Genomic DNA, 15527 nt, shown 5'->3' with positions numbered 1-15527 from the left:
GCGCCGACATCAGGCGCCCTTGCTGCAGATACCGCTAAACCTTAACCCAATCCACGACAAACCCAAGAAAAAACCACGCAGGCCTCGCCCGGCTCACCGAAATTGGGCAGCGGCCTGGCACCGATGCGGTGCATGGATGCCGGTTCTTGAACTGTCCTGGTGCCTTTTTGCAGGTCTGCCATTACATGGAAAACACGCACAGCGCGATGGACTCCCTGGTCCACGGCTCCAACACTTTGTTCATCCTCATGGGCGCTATACTGGTCCTGGCCATGCATGCGGGGTTCGCCTTTCTCGAAGTCGGCACAGTGCGGTACAAGAATCAGGTCAACGCCCTGTCGAAGATCCTCAGCGACTTCGCCATCTCGGCGCTGGTGTACTTCTTCGTCGGTTACTGGATCGCCTATGGCGTGAGCTTCTTGCAGCCGGCGGCGGCGCTGGCCAGCGACCATGGCTACGCGCTGGTCAAGTGCTTCTTCCTGCTGACCTTCGCCGCGGCGATTCCGGCAATCATTTCCGGCGGCATCGCCGAACGCGCGCGCTTTGCGCCGCAACTGTGCGCGACGGCGTTGATCGTGGCGTTCATCTATCCGTTTTTCGAAGGCATCGTGTGGAACGGCAACTTCGGCTTGCAGGCCTGGTTGCAAACGCGCTTCGGTGCGCCGTTCCACGACTTTGCCGGCTCCGTGGTGGTGCACGCCATGGGGGGCTGGCTGGCGCTGGCGGCGGTGTTGCTGCTGGGGGCGCGCCGCGGCCGTTATCGCGATGGCCGGCTGGTGGCGTTCGCCCCCTCGAGCATTCCGTTCCTGGCGCTGGGGTCGTGGATCCTGATCATCGGCTGGTTCGGCTTCAATGTCATGAGCGCGCAGACCCTGCAAGGGGTGAGCGGGCTGGTGGCGATCAATTCGCTGATGGCCATGGTCGGGGGCACCCTGGCGGCATTGCTGGCCGGGCGCAACGACCCCGGTTTCCTGCACAACGGCCCGCTGGCCGGCCTGGTGGCGGTGTGCGCAGGTTCCGACCTGATGCACCCTGTGGGGGCGCTGGCCACCGGCCTGGTGGCAGGCGGGCTGTTCGTCTGGTGCTTCACTGCCGCGCAGAACCGCTGGAAGATCGACGACGTGCTGGGGGTATGGCCGCTGCATGGCCTGTGCGGCGTGTGGGGCGGCATCGCCTGCGGCGTGTTCGGGCAGGTGGCCCTGGGAGGGCTGGGCGGTGTCAGCCTGGTCAGCCAACTGCTGGGCAGCCTTGCGGGTGTGCTGGTGGCACTGATCGGCGGCTTTGCTGTGTATGGTCTGCTCAAGGTGCTGCATGGTTTGCGCTTGAACCATGAACAGGAGTTCCAGGGCGCGGACCTGGCGGTGCATCGCATCGGCGCCACCAGCCAGGATTGAGGCAGGTCAGGTGCACGCAGGCGCAGGCGGACCTAGAATGAGCATCCCTTCCTGCGATTTTGCGGATAGACGCATGCTGCCTGAAACCCAATTGTTCGGCACCCTCGGGTGCCATCTGTGCGAAGTGGCCGAAGCGTTGCTGATGCCATTCGTCGAGCACGGCTTGCTGGTCGAACTGGTCGATATCGCCGACAGTGAGGTGCTGTTCGAACGTTACGGGCTGATCATTCCGGTATTGCGCCGTTGCGATACCGGTGCCGAGCTGGGTTGGCCGTTCGATGCCGAGCAGATAGTGGCCTTCCTCGGCTGAGTAGCGCATTGACGGCACCCGCTTCGCTTCGTATTCTGTATATAAATACAGTATCCCGAGGTAGGTCATGCTCAATGTCGAGCAACTCAAGTACAGCATCAATCACATGGCGCCCGAGCGTGTGTGCGAGGCGGTGCTGGAACTGCGCCTCGATGGCATCGTCACCGACGAGCGCACACCGTTCGGCAAGGTCCATTTCAACACCTGCTTTGCCGAGATCGAGGCGCTGTTCCAGCGTGCCGGCTTCCACCGCCCGCTGGATGTCGTGGGCTACCAGGGGCTGAGCTACGCCCTCTACGATCCGGGTCGCTGGGACGCGGTGCAGGTACTGCGTTGGCTGAAGGCGCGCTGCGAGCCGGCCTGCGAGGCTGGTTGAGGGGCGGGGGGTAGGAGATAATGTCCGCCCACGCAGAACCGAGCCCGATGATGACCACGCCTTTCGACCCCGCCCAACAGCAAGCCAGCACTGTATGCCTGCCGCCTGGGCCCTGGGCAAACGTGCTCGACTGCCTGTGCGAGCATTTCAAGGGCATCAGCCGCGAACAATGGCTCGACCGCTTCGCCCGAGGGCGGGTATTGAATGCCGAGGGCCAGCCGATTGCAGCGGACACCCGCTATCGTCGGGGCATGCGCCTGCACTATTTCCGTGAAGTACCCAATGAAAGGGTGATCCCGGTGCAGGAAGAAATCCTGCATGTGGATGAGCACCTGGTGGTAGCGGACAAGCCGCATTTCCTGCCTGTGACGCCCACCGGCGAGTATGTCGAGCAGACGCTGCTGCGCCGGCTGATCCGGCGCCTGGACAACCCGCATCTGGTTCCGCTGCATCGCATTGACCGACACACGGCTGGGCTGGTGCTGTTCTCTGCCAACCCTCAGAGCCGTGGCGCCTATCAGCGCCTTTTTCCCGAGCGGCGTATCGACAAGCACTACCAGGCCATTGCCGCGGCGATGCCGCAGCATGACTACCCGCTGGTGCATCGCAGCCGCCTGGTGCATGGCGAACCGTTCTTCCGCATGCATGAGGTCGAAGGGGGCGACAACAGTGAAACCCATGCCTGCGTACTGGAAAAGCAGGGCGAACTGTGGCGCTACGGCCTTTCACCGGTCACCGGCAAGACTCACCAGTTGCGTGTGCACATGGCGGCGCTCGGGGCGGGGATCTGCAACGATCCGTTCTATCCGCAGCTGGTAAACGAGCAGGATGATTACGCACGGCCACTCAAGCTGCTGGCCCATAGCCTGCGTTTCGAGGATCCGTTGACGGGTGAGGTTCGTTACTTCGAGAGCCGGCTGGCGCTCGACTGGTAAAAGCATCGCCGGCAAGTTGGCTACCACAGAAATGGCGCTTGGCCTGAGGGCGGCGCGGTCAGTGTGGGAGCCGGCTTGCCGGCGATGCGCCGCTTAAGCGGCGCCTTTTGTCATCAGCGGTTGAAACGCTCCACCAGCGAGTACTGGGTCCCCGCAGTGCTGGTCAGCTCTTCGCTGAGCAGCGCCGAGCGCTGGGCCTGGCCGGCGGTCTGGTCGGCGAGGTCGGCGATGGTGCTGATGTTGCGACTAATCTCCTCGGCCACCGCGCTCTGCTCTTCGGTGGCCGCGGCGATCTGTGTCGCCATGTCGGTGATATTGGCCACGGCATCGCTGATGCCCACCAATGCCTGGTCGGCCTGCATGACCCGCTCGACGCCTTCCTGGGCCTGGCGATGGCCGGATTCCATGGTCTGCACCGCGTTGTTGGCGGTCTGTTGCAGCTTGGCGATCAGGGTGTGGATCTGCCCGGTGGACTCAGCGGTTCGCTGGGCCAGTTGGCGGACCTCATCGGCCACCACGGCGAAGCCGCGACCCATCTCCCCGGCGCGGGCCGCTTCGATGGCAGCGTTGAGCGCCAGCAGGTTGGTCTGGTCGGCGATGCCCTTGATCACATCTACCACGCCGCCAATCTCGTCGCTGTCCTTGGCCAGCTGGGTGACGGTCAGCCCGGTTTCGCCCACGGCAGCCGACAGCCGTTCGATGGCGTCACGGGTTTCGCCGGCAATATTGCGGCCCTGGCTGGTCAGGCGATTGGCCTCCTGCGTCGCGTCGGCGGTGCGCTGAACATGGTTGGCCACTTCCTGGGTGGTGGCGGCCATCTGGTTGACGGCGGCGGCCACCTGCTCGGTCTCCACGCGCTGGCGCTCCAGGCCCGAGGAACTCTGGTGGGCGAGGGTGTCGGACTGGCGGGCCTGGTCGCTGAGCTGCTCGGCGCTGTCCTGCAGGCGGGTCAGGCAGGTCTTCATCCGTGCGTCCTGGCTGAGCATGGCCATTTCCAGGCGTGCCTGAACGCCGCGGCTGTCGGTGTACATCTGTGCGATCAGCGGGTCGGAGGTGGTCTGTTCTGCCAGGCGCAGCAGGCGCTTGAGGCCGCGTTGCTGCCAGCTCAGGCCGAGCAGGCCCAGCGGCACCGACAGGCCGGCGGCCAAGGCGAAGCCCCAGGAGTGGCCCAGCCAGTTGCCGATCAGGAAACCGACCTGGCTGATCAGGATGAACGGCAACCAGTCCTGCAGCACCGGCAGCCACTTGTCACGTTTCGGGATGGCCGACTTGCCCTGGTTGATGCGCTGGTACAGCGCCTCGGCGCGGCGGATCTGCTCGGCGGTGGGCTTGACCCGCACCGACTCGTAGCCGACCACCTGGTTGTTGTCGAAGATCGGTGTGACGTAGGCATTGACCCAGTAGTGGTCGCCCGACTTGCAGCGGTTCTTGACGATACCCATCCACGGCAGGCCCTGCTTGAGGGTCTGCCACATATGGGCGAATACGGCTGACGGGACGTCGGGGTGACGCACCAGGTTGTGCGGTGCGCCCATCAGGTCATCGCGGGAGAATCCGCTGATCTCGATGAAGGCATCGTTGCAGTAAGTGATCACGCCTTTGGCGTTGGTGGTGGAGATCAACCGCTGCTGGGCAGGGAAAGTCCGTTCTCTCTGGGTAATCGGCTGGTTGTTACGCATTGGCTGTTCAATCCGCAAGGCTTTCGACGGGTATCGGCAAGCCTCTGGTTTTATTGAATGAATATTTGACTGCCTTGATCTGGGGCAAGGTGCCATCAGTGTGGTTGAGCTATCGCAGCCGACCTGATCGCAGCCATTGCCTTCAATATTGCAGTTTTCTTTATAAATGATGACGTTTAGGTCTGATCATGACCGATTGTTCAGCTCGGGGCCAGCATCGGGTAGCTGAACAGGGCGAAGTGCGCCAGGTTGACGCAGGTGTGGCACAGCACCGCCGCTGCCAGCCCGCCATGGCGATAGGCCAGACCATACCCCACCCCGGCCAGGGTGGCCAGGTAGAACCACTGCCAGCCGCCGGCCAGGTGCGCGAGGCCGAACAACAGGGCGGCCACCAGCAGCGCCAGCCCCTCATGTTTGAACAGACGTTGCAGGCCGCCCTGGATGTAGCCACGGAACAGCAGTTCCTCGGTCAGGCTCACCAGCAGCAGGTTGTTGGCCAGCCACAGCCAGGCCTGGTCCGGCCATTTCGGTGCCCAGGCCACCAGGCCCAGGGCCGAGGCACCACCCAGACAGGCGAGCAGGGTAAGGGGAAGGATCAGCGCCAGGCTCATGGCCAGGCCGCGACCGCGCAGCATTACCAGCCAAGGGCAGGCCAGCAGCAGCCACAGGCCGATCAGCGGCTTGTCCAGGTTCAGGTACATGGAGAAGGGTACCGCGCCTTCGCTGAGGACGGCCTTGTCGATGACGCGAGCGCCATGGAAACCGGGCAGCCAGTGCAGCGCCAGGGCGATGCCCAGGAGGATGAACAGCAGATGGCCGAGGCTTTGTTGCCAGCGCACCGGACGGCGGACGAGCAGGGCACTGCACAGCAGCGCGAGCAAGGCGGGCAGGGCGGCGAGGCCGAGGCTGCCGTAGGTCAGGGCGATCGCATAGCCGAGGGCAAGCAGGAGCAGGGCGATCCAGTGGAGAAGAGGCATGGTGTTTCCTTAGTGCCGGTGAATCAGAGGAGGGTAGGACTCCTCGTCTGGCCTTCAGGACACCTGAAACCACCCGCGCGGGGCAAGCCCCCACATTGCGTGGGAGCGGGCTTGCCCCGCGAAGGGGCCTTATCCTGCGATCAATTGCCGCAGCACATAATGCAGGATCCCCCCCGACTTGAAGTACTCCACCTCATTGAGAGTGTCGATCCGACACAGGACCTCGATCTGCTCCTGGCGCCCGTCTTCGCGAGTGATGCGCAGCGGCAGGCTCATGCCCGGGCGGATCTGCGCATCAGTCAGCCCCAGCACATCGATGCGCTCGCTGCCGGTCAGCCCCAGGCGCTTGCGGTCGTCCCCTGCCTTGAACTGCAGTGGCAGCACGCCCATACCCACCAGGTTGGAGCGGTGGATGCGTTCGAAACTCTCCGCCAGCACCGCCTTGACCCCCAGCAGGTTGGTGCCCTTGGCCGCCCAGTCGCGGCTGGAGCCGGTGCCGTATTCCTGCCCGGCGATCACCACCAGCGGCGTGCCATCCTGCTGGTAACGCATGGCGGCATCGTAGATCGACAGCTTTTCACCGCTGGGCACGTACAGGGTGTTGCCGCCTTCCTCGCCACCGAGCATTTCGTTGCGGATGCGGATGTTGGCGAAGGTGCCGCGCATCATCACTTCGTGGTTGCCGCGCCGTGAGCCGTAGGAGTTGAAGTCGCGCGGTTCCACGCCCTTGCCGCGCAGGTAGCGGCCGGCCGGGCTGTCGGCCTTGATGTTGCCGGCCGGGGAAATGTGGTCAGTGGTTACCGAGTCGCCGAGCAGGGCGAGGATGCGTGCGTTGCGCACATCACCGATCTCCGGCAGTGGGCCGCCGATGTCATCGAAGAAGGGCGGGTGCTGGATATAGGTGGAATCGGCCTGCCAGACATAGGTCGCGGCCTGTGGCACTTCGATCGCCTGCCACTGGGCATCGCCGGCGAACACCTCGGCGTATTCCTTGTGGAACATGCGGGTGTCGACATTGCTGACCGCCTCGGCGATCTCCTGCTGGCTTGGCCAGATGTCGCGCAGGTAGACAGGCTTGCCGTCCTTGCCGGTGCCGAGCGGCTCCTGGCTGAGGTCGATGCGCACGCTTCCGGCCAGAGCATAGGCCACCACGAGCGGCGGCGAAGCCAGCCAGTTGGTCTTGACCAGCGGGTGTACCCGGCCTTCGAAGTTGCGGTTGCCCGATAGCACCGAGGCGACGGTGAGGTCGGCGCTGCCGATGGCTTGCTCGATGGCCTCGTCCAGAGGGCCCGAGTTGCCGATGCAGGTGGTGCAGCCATAACCGACCAGGTCGAAACCGAGCTGGTCGAGGTATTGTGTCAGGCCCGCGGCCTTGTAGTAGTCGGTGACAACCTTGGAGCCGGGGGCGAGCGAACTCTTCACCCAGGGCTTGCGTTGCAGGCCTTTCTCCACGGCTTTCTTCGCCACCAGCCCGGCGGCCATCATCACGCTGGGGTTGGAGGTGTTGGTGCAGGATGTGATGGCGGCGATCACCACCGCGCCGTCGCGCAGGGTGTGGGTCTGGTTTTCGTGGGTGTAGTCGATCTCGCCAGCCTGGTCGGCATTGCCCACCGCCACGCCACCGCCGCCTTCGCTTTCCAGGCGGCCGACTTCCTTGGCCAGTGGTTTGGGCTGCAACTCGATGAAGTGGTCGAAGGCCTGGCGCACCTGGCCCAGGGCGACGCGGTCCTGCGGGCGCTTGGGCCCGGCCAGGCTGGCTTCCACATCGTTCATGTCCAACGCCAGGGTGTCGCTGAACAACGGCTCCTGGCCGGGCAGGCGCCACAGGCCCTGGGCCCTGCAGTAGGCCTCGACCAGTTGCACGGTCTCCTCGGGGCGGCCGGACAGGCGCAGGTAGTCGAGGGTCACCTGGTCGACCGGGAAGAAACCACAGGTGGCGCCATACTCGGGGGCCATGTTGGCGATGGTGGCGCGATCGGCCAGCGGCAGGTCGGCCAGGCCGTCGCCATAGAACTCGACGAACTTGCCCACCACGCCCTTCTTGCGCAGCATCTGCGTGACTGTCAGGACCAGGTCGGTAGCGGTGATGCCCTCGCGCAGCTTGCCGGTGAGCTTGAAACCGATCACCTCGGGGATCAGCATCGATACCGGCTGGCCGAGCATGGCTGCCTCGGCCTCGATGCCGCCCACGCCCCAGCCGAGCACGCCCAGGCCGTTGATCATGGTGGTGTGCGAGTCGGTGCCGACCAGGGTGTCGGGGAAGGCATAGGTACGGCCGTCCTCTTCGCGGGTCCATACCGTGCGGCCCAGGTACTCGAGGTTGACCTGGTGGCAGATGCCGGTGCCCGGCGGCACCACGCGGAAGTTGTCGAAGGCGCTCTGGCCCCAGCGCAGGAAGGCGTAGCGTTCGCCGTTGCGCTGCATCTCGATGTCGACGTTCTGGGCGAATGCGGCCGGGGTGGCATAACGGTCGACCATCACCGAGTGGTCGATCACCAGGTCCACCGGCGACAACGGGTTGATCCGCTGCGGGTCGCCGCCGGCCTTGGCCATGGCCGCGCGCATGGCGGCCAGGTCGACCACCGCCGGCACGCCGGTGAAGTCCTGCATCAGCACCCGCGCGGGGCGGTACTGGATCTCGCGGTCGGAGCGACGCTCCTGCAGCCAGGCGGCGAGGGCGCGCAGGTCGTCACCGGTAACGGTCTTGCCGTCTTCCCAGCGCAGCAGGTTCTCCAGCAGTACCTTGAGCGACATGGGCAGGCGCTGCAGGTCGCCGAGCTGGCGGGCGGCGTCGGGCAAGCTGAAATAGTGGTAGGCGCGGTCGGCCACCTGGAGGGTCTTGAGGGTTTTCAGGCTATCGAGCGAGGGCATTTACAACTCCTTGTGCTCCGGTGCCCGGCGACTGCGGGTCGCTCGCCGGTATCACCGCTCTGGACCGGTCCGCACGGCACGGACCTGGCTGAACAGTCAGGTTAGACCGGTTTGCCGGCCCCGACCCTTTTCTGGACCGATGGGGCGTGTCGCTGGTTCCCGACTTCCTTTATCATTCGCCGCCCTGGCGCCGTCTGCGCCAGTGATGTGGAGTGAGAAATGAATACCCTGTTCATGCATTGCCGGCCCGGCTTCGAGGGCGAGGTCTGCGCCGAAAGCAGCGAACACGCCGCCCATTTGGGCGTGCCCGGCTATGCCAAGGGCAAGCCGCAGAGTGCCTGCGCCGAGTTCGTCTGCACCGAGCCCGGTGGCGCCGAACGCATGATGCAGGCGCTGCGCTTCTCGCAGCTGATCTTCCCGCGCCAGTGGGCCCGCGGTATGTACGTCGAGTTGCCAGAGACCGACCGTATCAGCGTGCTGCTCGAGCACCTGGCCGGACTGCCGGTGTGCGGCAGCCTGTGGCTGGAGGTGCTCGACAGCAACGAGGGCAAGGAGCTGTCGACCTTCTGCCGCAAGTTCGAAGTGCCGCTGCGCAAGGCCCTGGAGAAGGCCGGCCGCCTGGTCGATGACGCCCGCCGTCCGCGCCTGCTGCTGACCTTCATCAGCGGCCGCCGGGTGTTCCTCGGCCTGGCCGAGGCCGACAACTCGGCGCTGTGGCCGATGGGCATCCCACGGCTGAAGTTCCCCCGCGAGGCCCCGAGCCGATCGACCCTCAAGCTGGAGGAAGCCTGGCACCAGTTCATCCCGCGCGAGCAATGGGACGCGCGCCTGAACGATGACATGACGGGTGTCGACCTGGGCGCCTCGCCCGGAGGCTGGACCTACCAGCTGGTCAAGCGTGGCATGCTGGTGACCGCCATCGACAACGGACCGATGGCCGAGAGCCTCATGGATACCGGCCTGGTCACCCATCTGATGGCCGACGGTTTCACCTGGCAGCCGAAGCAGACGGTGGACTGGATGGTCTGCGATATCGTCGAGAAGCCGGCGCGTACCGCTTCGCTGATCGAGACTTGGCTGGGCGAGGGCTTGTGCCGCGAGGCGGTGGTCAACCTGAAGCTGCCGATGAAGCAACGCCACGCCGAGGTTCGCAAGCTGCTGGACCGCATTGAGGCTGGGTTCAAGGCACGCAAGGTGAAGGTCTCGATCGCCTGCAAGCAGCTGTATCACGACCGTGAGGAAGTCACCTGCCATCTGCGCCGGCTGGACCTGAAGCCGCGCTGAGCCCATCGCGGGGCAAGCCCGTTCCCACGGTACCCGGCCCTTGTGGGAGTGGGCTTGGCGCCCCTCGGCCGATACGCCACAATGACGAGCATTTTGCGGAGCCTTTCATGACCGATTTCACCCACGACGCGATCCTCGACGCCACCGGCCTGAACTGCCCGGAGCCGGTGATGATGCTGCACAAGCATGTGCGCGAGCTGGTATCCGGCGGCGTGCTCAAGGTCATCGCCACCGACCCGTCGACCCGCCGCGACATCCCCAAGTTCTGCATCTTCCTCGGCCACGAGCTGCTCGGCCAGCAAGAAGACGCCGGAACCTACCTGTACTGGATCCGCAAGAAGGCCGACTGAGCCTGCCGCGATCGCGCTACACTGCGCTCCCCTGACAGGAGAGCGCCATGCTGATAGTTGCCGACGAGAATATCCCGCTGCTCGATGCCTTCTTTGCCGGTTTCGGTGAAATTCGCCGTTATCCCGGCCGGGCCATCGACGCCGACTGCGTCAAGGACGCCGACGTGCTGCTGGTACGCTCGGTGACTCGCGTCGATCGGCAACTGCTTGAGGGCAGTCGGGTGGGCTTCGTCGGCACCTGCACCATCGGCACCGATCATCTCGACCTCGAGCATTTCGCCCAAGCCGGTATCCACTGGAGCAGCGCGCCGGGCTGCAATGCCCGTGGCGTGGTGGACTACGTGCTGGGCAGCCTGCTGACCCTGGCCGAACTCGAGGGTGCCGACCTGGGCAAGCGCGTCTATGGCGTGGTCGGCGCGGGTGAGGTCGGCGGGCGGCTGGTGCGGGTGCTGCGCGGCCTTGGTTGGAAGGTGCTGGTGTGCGACCCGGTGCGCCAGGCCAGCGAGACCGGCGATTTTGTCGATCTCGATAGTGTCCTCGCGCAGTGTGATGTGATCAGCCTGCACACGCCGCTGCAGCGTGGCGGCGAGCACCCGACCTGGCACCTGCTCGACAAGTCGCGCCTGGCCCGCTTGCGCGCAGGCGCCTGGCTGATCAACGCCAGCCGTGGGCCTGTGGTGGACAACGCGGCCCTGCGCGAACTGCTGCTGGATCGCGAGGATCTGCACGCGGTGCTTGATGTGTGGGAGGGAGAGCCGCAGGTGGACCTGCAACTGGCTGACCTGTGCACCCTGGCCACGCCGCACATCGCCGGCTACAGCCTGGACGGCAAGCAGCGGGGCACGGCGCAGATTTACCAGGCCTTCTGCCGCTGGCGCGGGGAGCCCGAGCAGGTGCGCCTTGCCGACCTGCTGCCGGCGCCGGGCCTTGCGCGGATCGAGTTTGACGCGAGCGCGGATTCGGCTTGGGCATTGGCCACCCTGTGCCGGGCGGTCTACGACCCACGTCGTGACGATGCCGATTTCCGTCGCAGCCTGAGCGAAGATCCGCTCGAACAGCGTGCGGCGTTCGACCTGCTGCGCAAACACTACCCGGTAAGGCGTGAGATCGAGGGGCTGGCGGTGGGTGTACGTGGGGAGGCGCCGCAGCTGGCGCAACTGGTCAGTGCGCTGGGGGCGGTGCTGGCCTGAGGCTCGGCCACTAAAAACCCGGCGCAAGCGCCGGGTTGCACGCAATTCAGGGGTCAGGTCTTGCGGGTTTTCTCGGCCCGGCTGGCTTCCAGGTCCTTGCAGGCCTTCTGGATCATCTGCTCGGTGATGGGTACCTCGCGGCCCTGGGCATCGATGATCGAGCCGCAGACCTGATGTTGCGCAGGGGGCTGGGTCTTGGGCGTATCGGTGTGCTGCAAGCTCATGTCCTGTCTCCTCTTTCAGGTTCAAGCTCAAGGTATCGCTTCGCCGTGACTGGTCTGTGACAGCTTTTCGGCTTCATGCTGGATCAGTCCACCAGAAAGCGCGGCAAAGCTCCAGTCACACTTTAGAACGAATGGGCATAGCCACTGTCGCTCCGTCCGGGCATGGGACGACCTCGCATTCCCAGGCGTTGCATAGCGCCGACGAGTGGTAGTCTGCTACCAATCCCCTGTGGAACGACCTTTGCCATGTCCGATCCGATCTCTCCCCGCCAACGCCGCGCCCTGCACCTGGGCTGGCAGTTCGTGCGACCCTATCGCCGCCAGGCGCTGCTGGCCTTGCTGGCGCTGGTGGTCACTGCCGCCATCACCCTGTCCATGGGGCAGGGGATCCGCCTGCTGGTCGATCAGGGCTTCATGACCGGCTCGGCGCACCAGCTCAACCAGACCATTGGCCTGTTCCTGCTGCTGGTGCTGGCCCTGGCGGTGGGGACGTTCGCCCGCTTCTACCTGGTGTCGTGGATCGGCGAGCGCTGCGTGGCCGATATCCGCCGGGCGGTGTTCGACCACCTGGTCGGCCTGCACCCGGGTTTTTTCGAGGACAACCGCAGTTCGGAGATCCAGTCGCGGCTGACCGCCGACACCACCTTGCTGCAGTCGGTGATCGGCTCGTCGCTGTCGATGTTCCTGCGCAATGCGCTGATGGTGGTCGGCGGGGTGATCCTGCTGTTCGTCACCAACCCCAAGCTGACCAGCATCGTGGTGCTGGCCCTGCCCCTGGTGCTGGCGCCGATCCTGCTGTTTGGCCGGCGCGTACGCAGCCTGTCGCGGCAGAGCCAGGACCGGGTGGCCGATGTCGGCAGCTATGTCGCCGAGACCCTTGGCCAGATCAAGACGGTGCAGGCCTACAACCACCAGGCGCGCGACCAGGCACTGTTCGGCGACACCGTGGAGGCGGCGTTCGATGTGGCGCGCCGTCGCATCGCCCAGCGCGCCTGGCTGATCACCCTGGTGATCGTGCTGGTGCTTGGCGCAGTGGGGGTGATGCTCTGGGTCGGCGGCATGGATGTGATCGCCGGGCGTATCTCCGGCGGCGAGCTCGCCGCGTTCGTGTTCTACAGCCTGATCGTCGGCAGCGCCTTTGGCACCCTGAGCGAGGTGATTGGCGAATTGCAACGGGCCGCCGGTGCCGCCGAGCGCATCGCCGAGCTGCTGGCGGCGCAGACGGCGATCCTGGCGCCGTCACAGCCGGCGGGATTGGCGCACGGGCGCGCCAGTGGCGACATCGAACTGCGCGAGGTGCGCTTCGCCTACCCGTCACGGCCCGCGGTGGCGGCCGTCGACGGCCTGAGCCTGCATGTCCGTCCCGGCGAGACCGTGGCGTTGGTTGGGCCGTCGGGGGCCGGCAAATCGACCTTGTTCGACCTGCTGCTGCGGTTCTACGATCCGCAAGGTGGCGCGATTCTACTCGATGGCCAGCCGATAACCGGTCTGGCGCCTGCCGACCTGCGCCGCCAGTTTGCCCTTGTGGCCCAGCAACCGGCGCTGTTTCGCGGCACGGTCGAGGCCAACATCCGTTATGGCCGGCCCGAGGCCAGCCTGGCCGAGGTCGAGGCGGCGGCGCGCGGTGCCCATGCCCATGAGTTCATCATCCAGCTGCCTCAGGGCTACCAGACACCCTTGGGCGAAGGGGGCGTGGGCTTGTCCGGTGGCCAGCGTCAGCGCCTGGCGATTGCCCGGGCGCTGTTGGTGGATGCGCCGATCCTGCTGCTGGACGAAGCCACCAGCGCGTTGGACGCGCAAAGCGAGTATCTGATCCAGCAGGCATTGCCAGAACTGATGGCCGGGCGCACCACGCTGGTCATCGCCCACCGCCTGGCGACGGTGCAGCATGCCGACCGTATCGCGGTGATCGACAAAGGCCGACTGGCGGCAGTCGGGACCCATCGACAATTGATCGAGCAAAGCCCACTCTACGCCCGCCTGGCAGCACTGCAATTCAACTCGGGTTGAGCGTCTTTGCTGTCGCTGTTTTGTAACAATTCTGTAGCAATTGCCTGAGACTATCTGCCTCGGCTGTTGCGCAGGTGCTTGCCCTGGTTGCCATCGCCCGATGGCGGCGTTGATGGGGCAGCGAACGAGGACAAGGACGCCTCTGTCGGCGGTGCCGGCGTGCGCCGTTTCCCTCTTCCTTGTTCCGAGATCCGCAATCTTGCGTAAAACCCTCAGAGTGCAAATTCTCTCCCTGCTCGGTGGCAGCCTGTTGGCGATCCTGTTGATCGCCCTGGTGTGCTTCCAGTTCCTGTCGTCCAGTGTGCGCGGCTACGCCGAGTTGGTGGACGGACCCTTGCGTGCCTCGCAGCTGATCGACGAAGCCAACCTGCAGTTCAAGATCCAGGTGCAGGAGTGGAAGAACGTGCTGCTGCGTGGTCGCCAACCCGCGGAGCTGGACAAGTACTGGCAGCAGTTCCAGGCCCGCGAGCAGCAGGTGCAGCAATTGCTGGGGCAATTGATCGACAGCAGCGACCCGGCGCTCAAATCGCGTCTGGAGCAGCTCAAGGCCAGCCACCGCCAGCTGGGTTCGGCCTACGAGCAAGGGCGCCAGGCATTCCTGGCCGCCGGTGGCGACCCGGTGGCCGGCGACCTGGCGGTCAAGGGCGTGGACCGCGCCACCAGCGACCAGATGAGTGCACTGGTGGAGCAACTGCGCGCCGATGCCCACGGGCGTGCCGACGCCATCAGCGCCAGCGCCGAGCGCACGGTGTGGTTGGGCGTGCTGGTGATGCTGGCCTCGGCCGTGCTGGTCGGGCTGTTCAGCCTATGGCTGGTCAACCGCAGCCTGGTCGAGCCGATTCGCCAGTTGATCGACTACGTCGCCCAGCTCAGCCAGGGGCGTTTCGCCGCCAGGGTCGACAGCCGCCGCGAGGATGAACTCGGACGCCTGGCGCTGGCCGCCAACACCCTGCGCGATTTTCTTGCCGACACCGTTGGCCGGCTCAAGGACAACGCCGAAGAGCTGGAGAGCGCCAGCGGCCAGCTCAGCCGTATCGCCGGCGACATGGCCCACGGCACCCATGATCAATTCCTGCGTACCGACCAGGTCGCCACGGCCATGCACGAGATGTCCGCCACCGCCCAGGAAGTGGCCCGCCATGCCGCCGATGCCGCCCGCGCGGCGGACGAGGCCGACCACAGCGCCCAGGCGGGCGAGCAGGTCATGCAGCGCACCATCGACACCATTGCCGTGGTCAACCGCGAGATCGCCGGCACCGCAGCGGTGATTCGCCACCTGGAAAACGACAGCACGCGCATCGGCAAGGTGCTTGAAGTGATTCGCGGCATCGCCGAACAGACCAACCTGCTGGCGCTCAACGCCGCCATCGAAGCCGCCCGTGCCGGCGAGGCCGGACGGGGTTTCGCGGTGGTGGCCGATGAGGTGCGCAGCCTGGCCCAGCGCACCGCGGCATCGATCGCCGAGATCCACCAGATCATCGAGGCGGTGCAGTCGGGCGCGGTGGAGGCGGTCAAGGCCATCGAGAGTGGCCAGCAGCGCAGCGAGGAGGGCGCCGAACAGGTGCAGCAGGCCGGGCAGATGCTGCAGCGCATCACCACGGCGGTGGAGGCGATCCGCGATATGAACCGCCAGATCGCCACCGCCGCGGAGGAGCAGACCAGCGTCGCCGAGGACATCTCGCGCAACCTGGTCGAGATCACCCGCATCGCCACCGCCAACCAGCAGGCGGTGCAGCACACCGAACAGGCCGGACAGCGCCTGCACGGACTGTCGGGTCAGTTGGGCGAAGTGACTTCCCGCCTGACCGCCTGACGGTAGTGCGGGGGGGGGGGGGGGCCCCCCCCCCCGCCCCCCCCCCCCCCCCCCCCACACCCAACGGACCCGGGGGCCCCGGGGCCCCCGGGGGGCGCCCGCGCCGCCCGCTGG

At 65.8% G+C, this 15527-nt stretch carries 13 protein-coding genes and 1 pseudogene; 10 read left to right on the top strand and 4 right to left on the bottom strand.

Going from position 1 to position 15527, the window contains the following annotated elements; all coding sequences use genetic code 11:
• The first annotated feature begins 185 nt into the window (after positions 1-185).
• The 4 genes from ACVWY1_RS10885 (at position 186) to ACVWY1_RS10870 (ending at position 3015) form a co-directional block, all read left to right on the top strand.
• Complete coding sequence (locus ACVWY1_RS10885) at positions 186-1394, top strand: ammonium transporter (RefSeq protein WP_430944398.1); 1209 nt, start codon at positions 186-188, stop codon at positions 1392-1394.
• Positions 1395-1467: 73 nt separating this feature from the next.
• The gene (locus tag ACVWY1_RS10880; protein WP_277503313.1) at positions 1468-1704 is read left to right on the top strand and encodes a glutaredoxin family protein; all 237 of its coding nucleotides are present in this window, start codon (positions 1468-1470) and stop codon (positions 1702-1704) included.
• A 67-nt stretch (positions 1705-1771) separates the two neighbouring features.
• Entirely contained in the window at positions 1772-2080 is a 309-nt protein-coding gene (locus ACVWY1_RS10875) for a hypothetical protein (protein WP_046856421.1), read from the top strand.
• Positions 2081-2130: 50 nt separating this feature from the next.
• Positions 2131-3015, top strand: a complete 885-nt coding sequence (locus tag ACVWY1_RS10870; RefSeq protein WP_457378301.1) for a pseudouridine synthase — start codon at positions 2131-2133, stop codon at positions 3013-3015.
• Between the two features lie 113 nt (positions 3016-3128).
• On the opposite strand, the gene ACVWY1_RS10865 is transcribed toward ACVWY1_RS10870, so the two are convergent.
• The 3 genes from ACVWY1_RS10865 to acnA form a co-directional block, all read right to left on the bottom strand.
• The gene (locus ACVWY1_RS10865; RefSeq protein WP_457378262.1) at positions 3129-4694 is read right to left on the bottom strand and encodes a methyl-accepting chemotaxis protein; all 1566 of its coding nucleotides are present in this window, start codon (positions 4692-4694) and stop codon (positions 3129-3131) included.
• Between the two features lie 200 nt (positions 4695-4894).
• A complete protein-coding gene (locus tag ACVWY1_RS10860; protein WP_139672436.1) occupies positions 4895-5671 on the bottom strand; it encodes a CPBP family intramembrane glutamic endopeptidase in 777 nt (258 codons plus the stop codon).
• A gap of 129 nt (positions 5672-5800) precedes the next feature.
• Positions 5801-8542: an aconitate hydratase AcnA gene (gene acnA, locus ACVWY1_RS10855; protein WP_457378261.1), complete on the bottom strand. Its 2742-nt coding sequence runs from the start codon at positions 8540-8542 to the stop codon at positions 5801-5803.
• Between the two features lie 219 nt (positions 8543-8761).
• Here acnA and rlmM point away from each other — a divergent pair, with 219 nt between their 5' ends.
• The 3 genes from rlmM to pdxB all read left to right on the top strand — a co-directional run bounded on the left by rlmM (position 8762) and on the right by pdxB (position 11366).
• Entirely contained in the window at positions 8762-9826 is a 1065-nt protein-coding gene (gene rlmM, locus ACVWY1_RS10850) for a 23S rRNA (cytidine(2498)-2'-O)-methyltransferase RlmM (protein ID WP_457378260.1), read from the top strand.
• A gap of 107 nt (positions 9827-9933) precedes the next feature.
• Positions 9934-10176: a sulfurtransferase TusA gene (tusA, locus tag ACVWY1_RS10845; RefSeq protein WP_139672427.1), complete on the top strand. Its 243-nt coding sequence runs from the start codon at positions 9934-9936 to the stop codon at positions 10174-10176.
• A gap of 47 nt (positions 10177-10223) precedes the next feature.
• Complete coding sequence (gene pdxB, locus ACVWY1_RS10840) at positions 10224-11366, top strand: 4-phosphoerythronate dehydrogenase PdxB (RefSeq protein ID WP_457378259.1); 1143 nt, start codon at positions 10224-10226, stop codon at positions 11364-11366.
• 53 nt (positions 11367-11419) lie between these two features.
• Here the strand turns inward: pdxB and ACVWY1_RS10835 are convergent, their stop codons facing one another.
• Positions 11420-11590 carry a PA1571 family protein gene (locus ACVWY1_RS10835; RefSeq protein ID WP_173862435.1) on the bottom strand — a complete coding sequence of 57 codons (171 nt, stop codon included), beginning with the start codon at positions 11588-11590 and terminating at the stop codon, positions 11420-11422.
• 246 nt (positions 11591-11836) lie between these two features.
• Between ACVWY1_RS10835 and ACVWY1_RS10830 the strand changes: the two genes are divergently transcribed.
• The 3 genes and pseudogenes from ACVWY1_RS10830 (at position 11837) to ACVWY1_RS10820 (ending at position 15413) form a co-directional block, all read left to right on the top strand.
• Positions 11837-13600: an ABC transporter transmembrane domain-containing protein gene (locus ACVWY1_RS10830; RefSeq protein ID WP_457378258.1), complete on the top strand. Its 1764-nt coding sequence runs from the start codon at positions 11837-11839 to the stop codon at positions 13598-13600.
• Between the two features lie 100 nt (positions 13601-13700).
• Positions 13701-14480 (top strand): annotated as a pseudogene (locus ACVWY1_RS10825) (methyl-accepting chemotaxis protein); the annotation flags it as partial.
• A gap of 165 nt (positions 14481-14645) precedes the next feature.
• Complete coding sequence (locus tag ACVWY1_RS10820) at positions 14646-15413, top strand: methyl-accepting chemotaxis protein (protein WP_373682083.1); 768 nt, start codon at positions 14646-14648, stop codon at positions 15411-15413.
• The last annotated feature ends 114 nt before the right edge of the window (positions 15414-15527 follow it).

Source organism: Pseudomonas sp. TE6288 (assembly GCF_054062095.1).
Note: the sequence above shows the minus strand (reverse complement) of the source record. Positions and strands in the feature narration are given on the sequence as shown.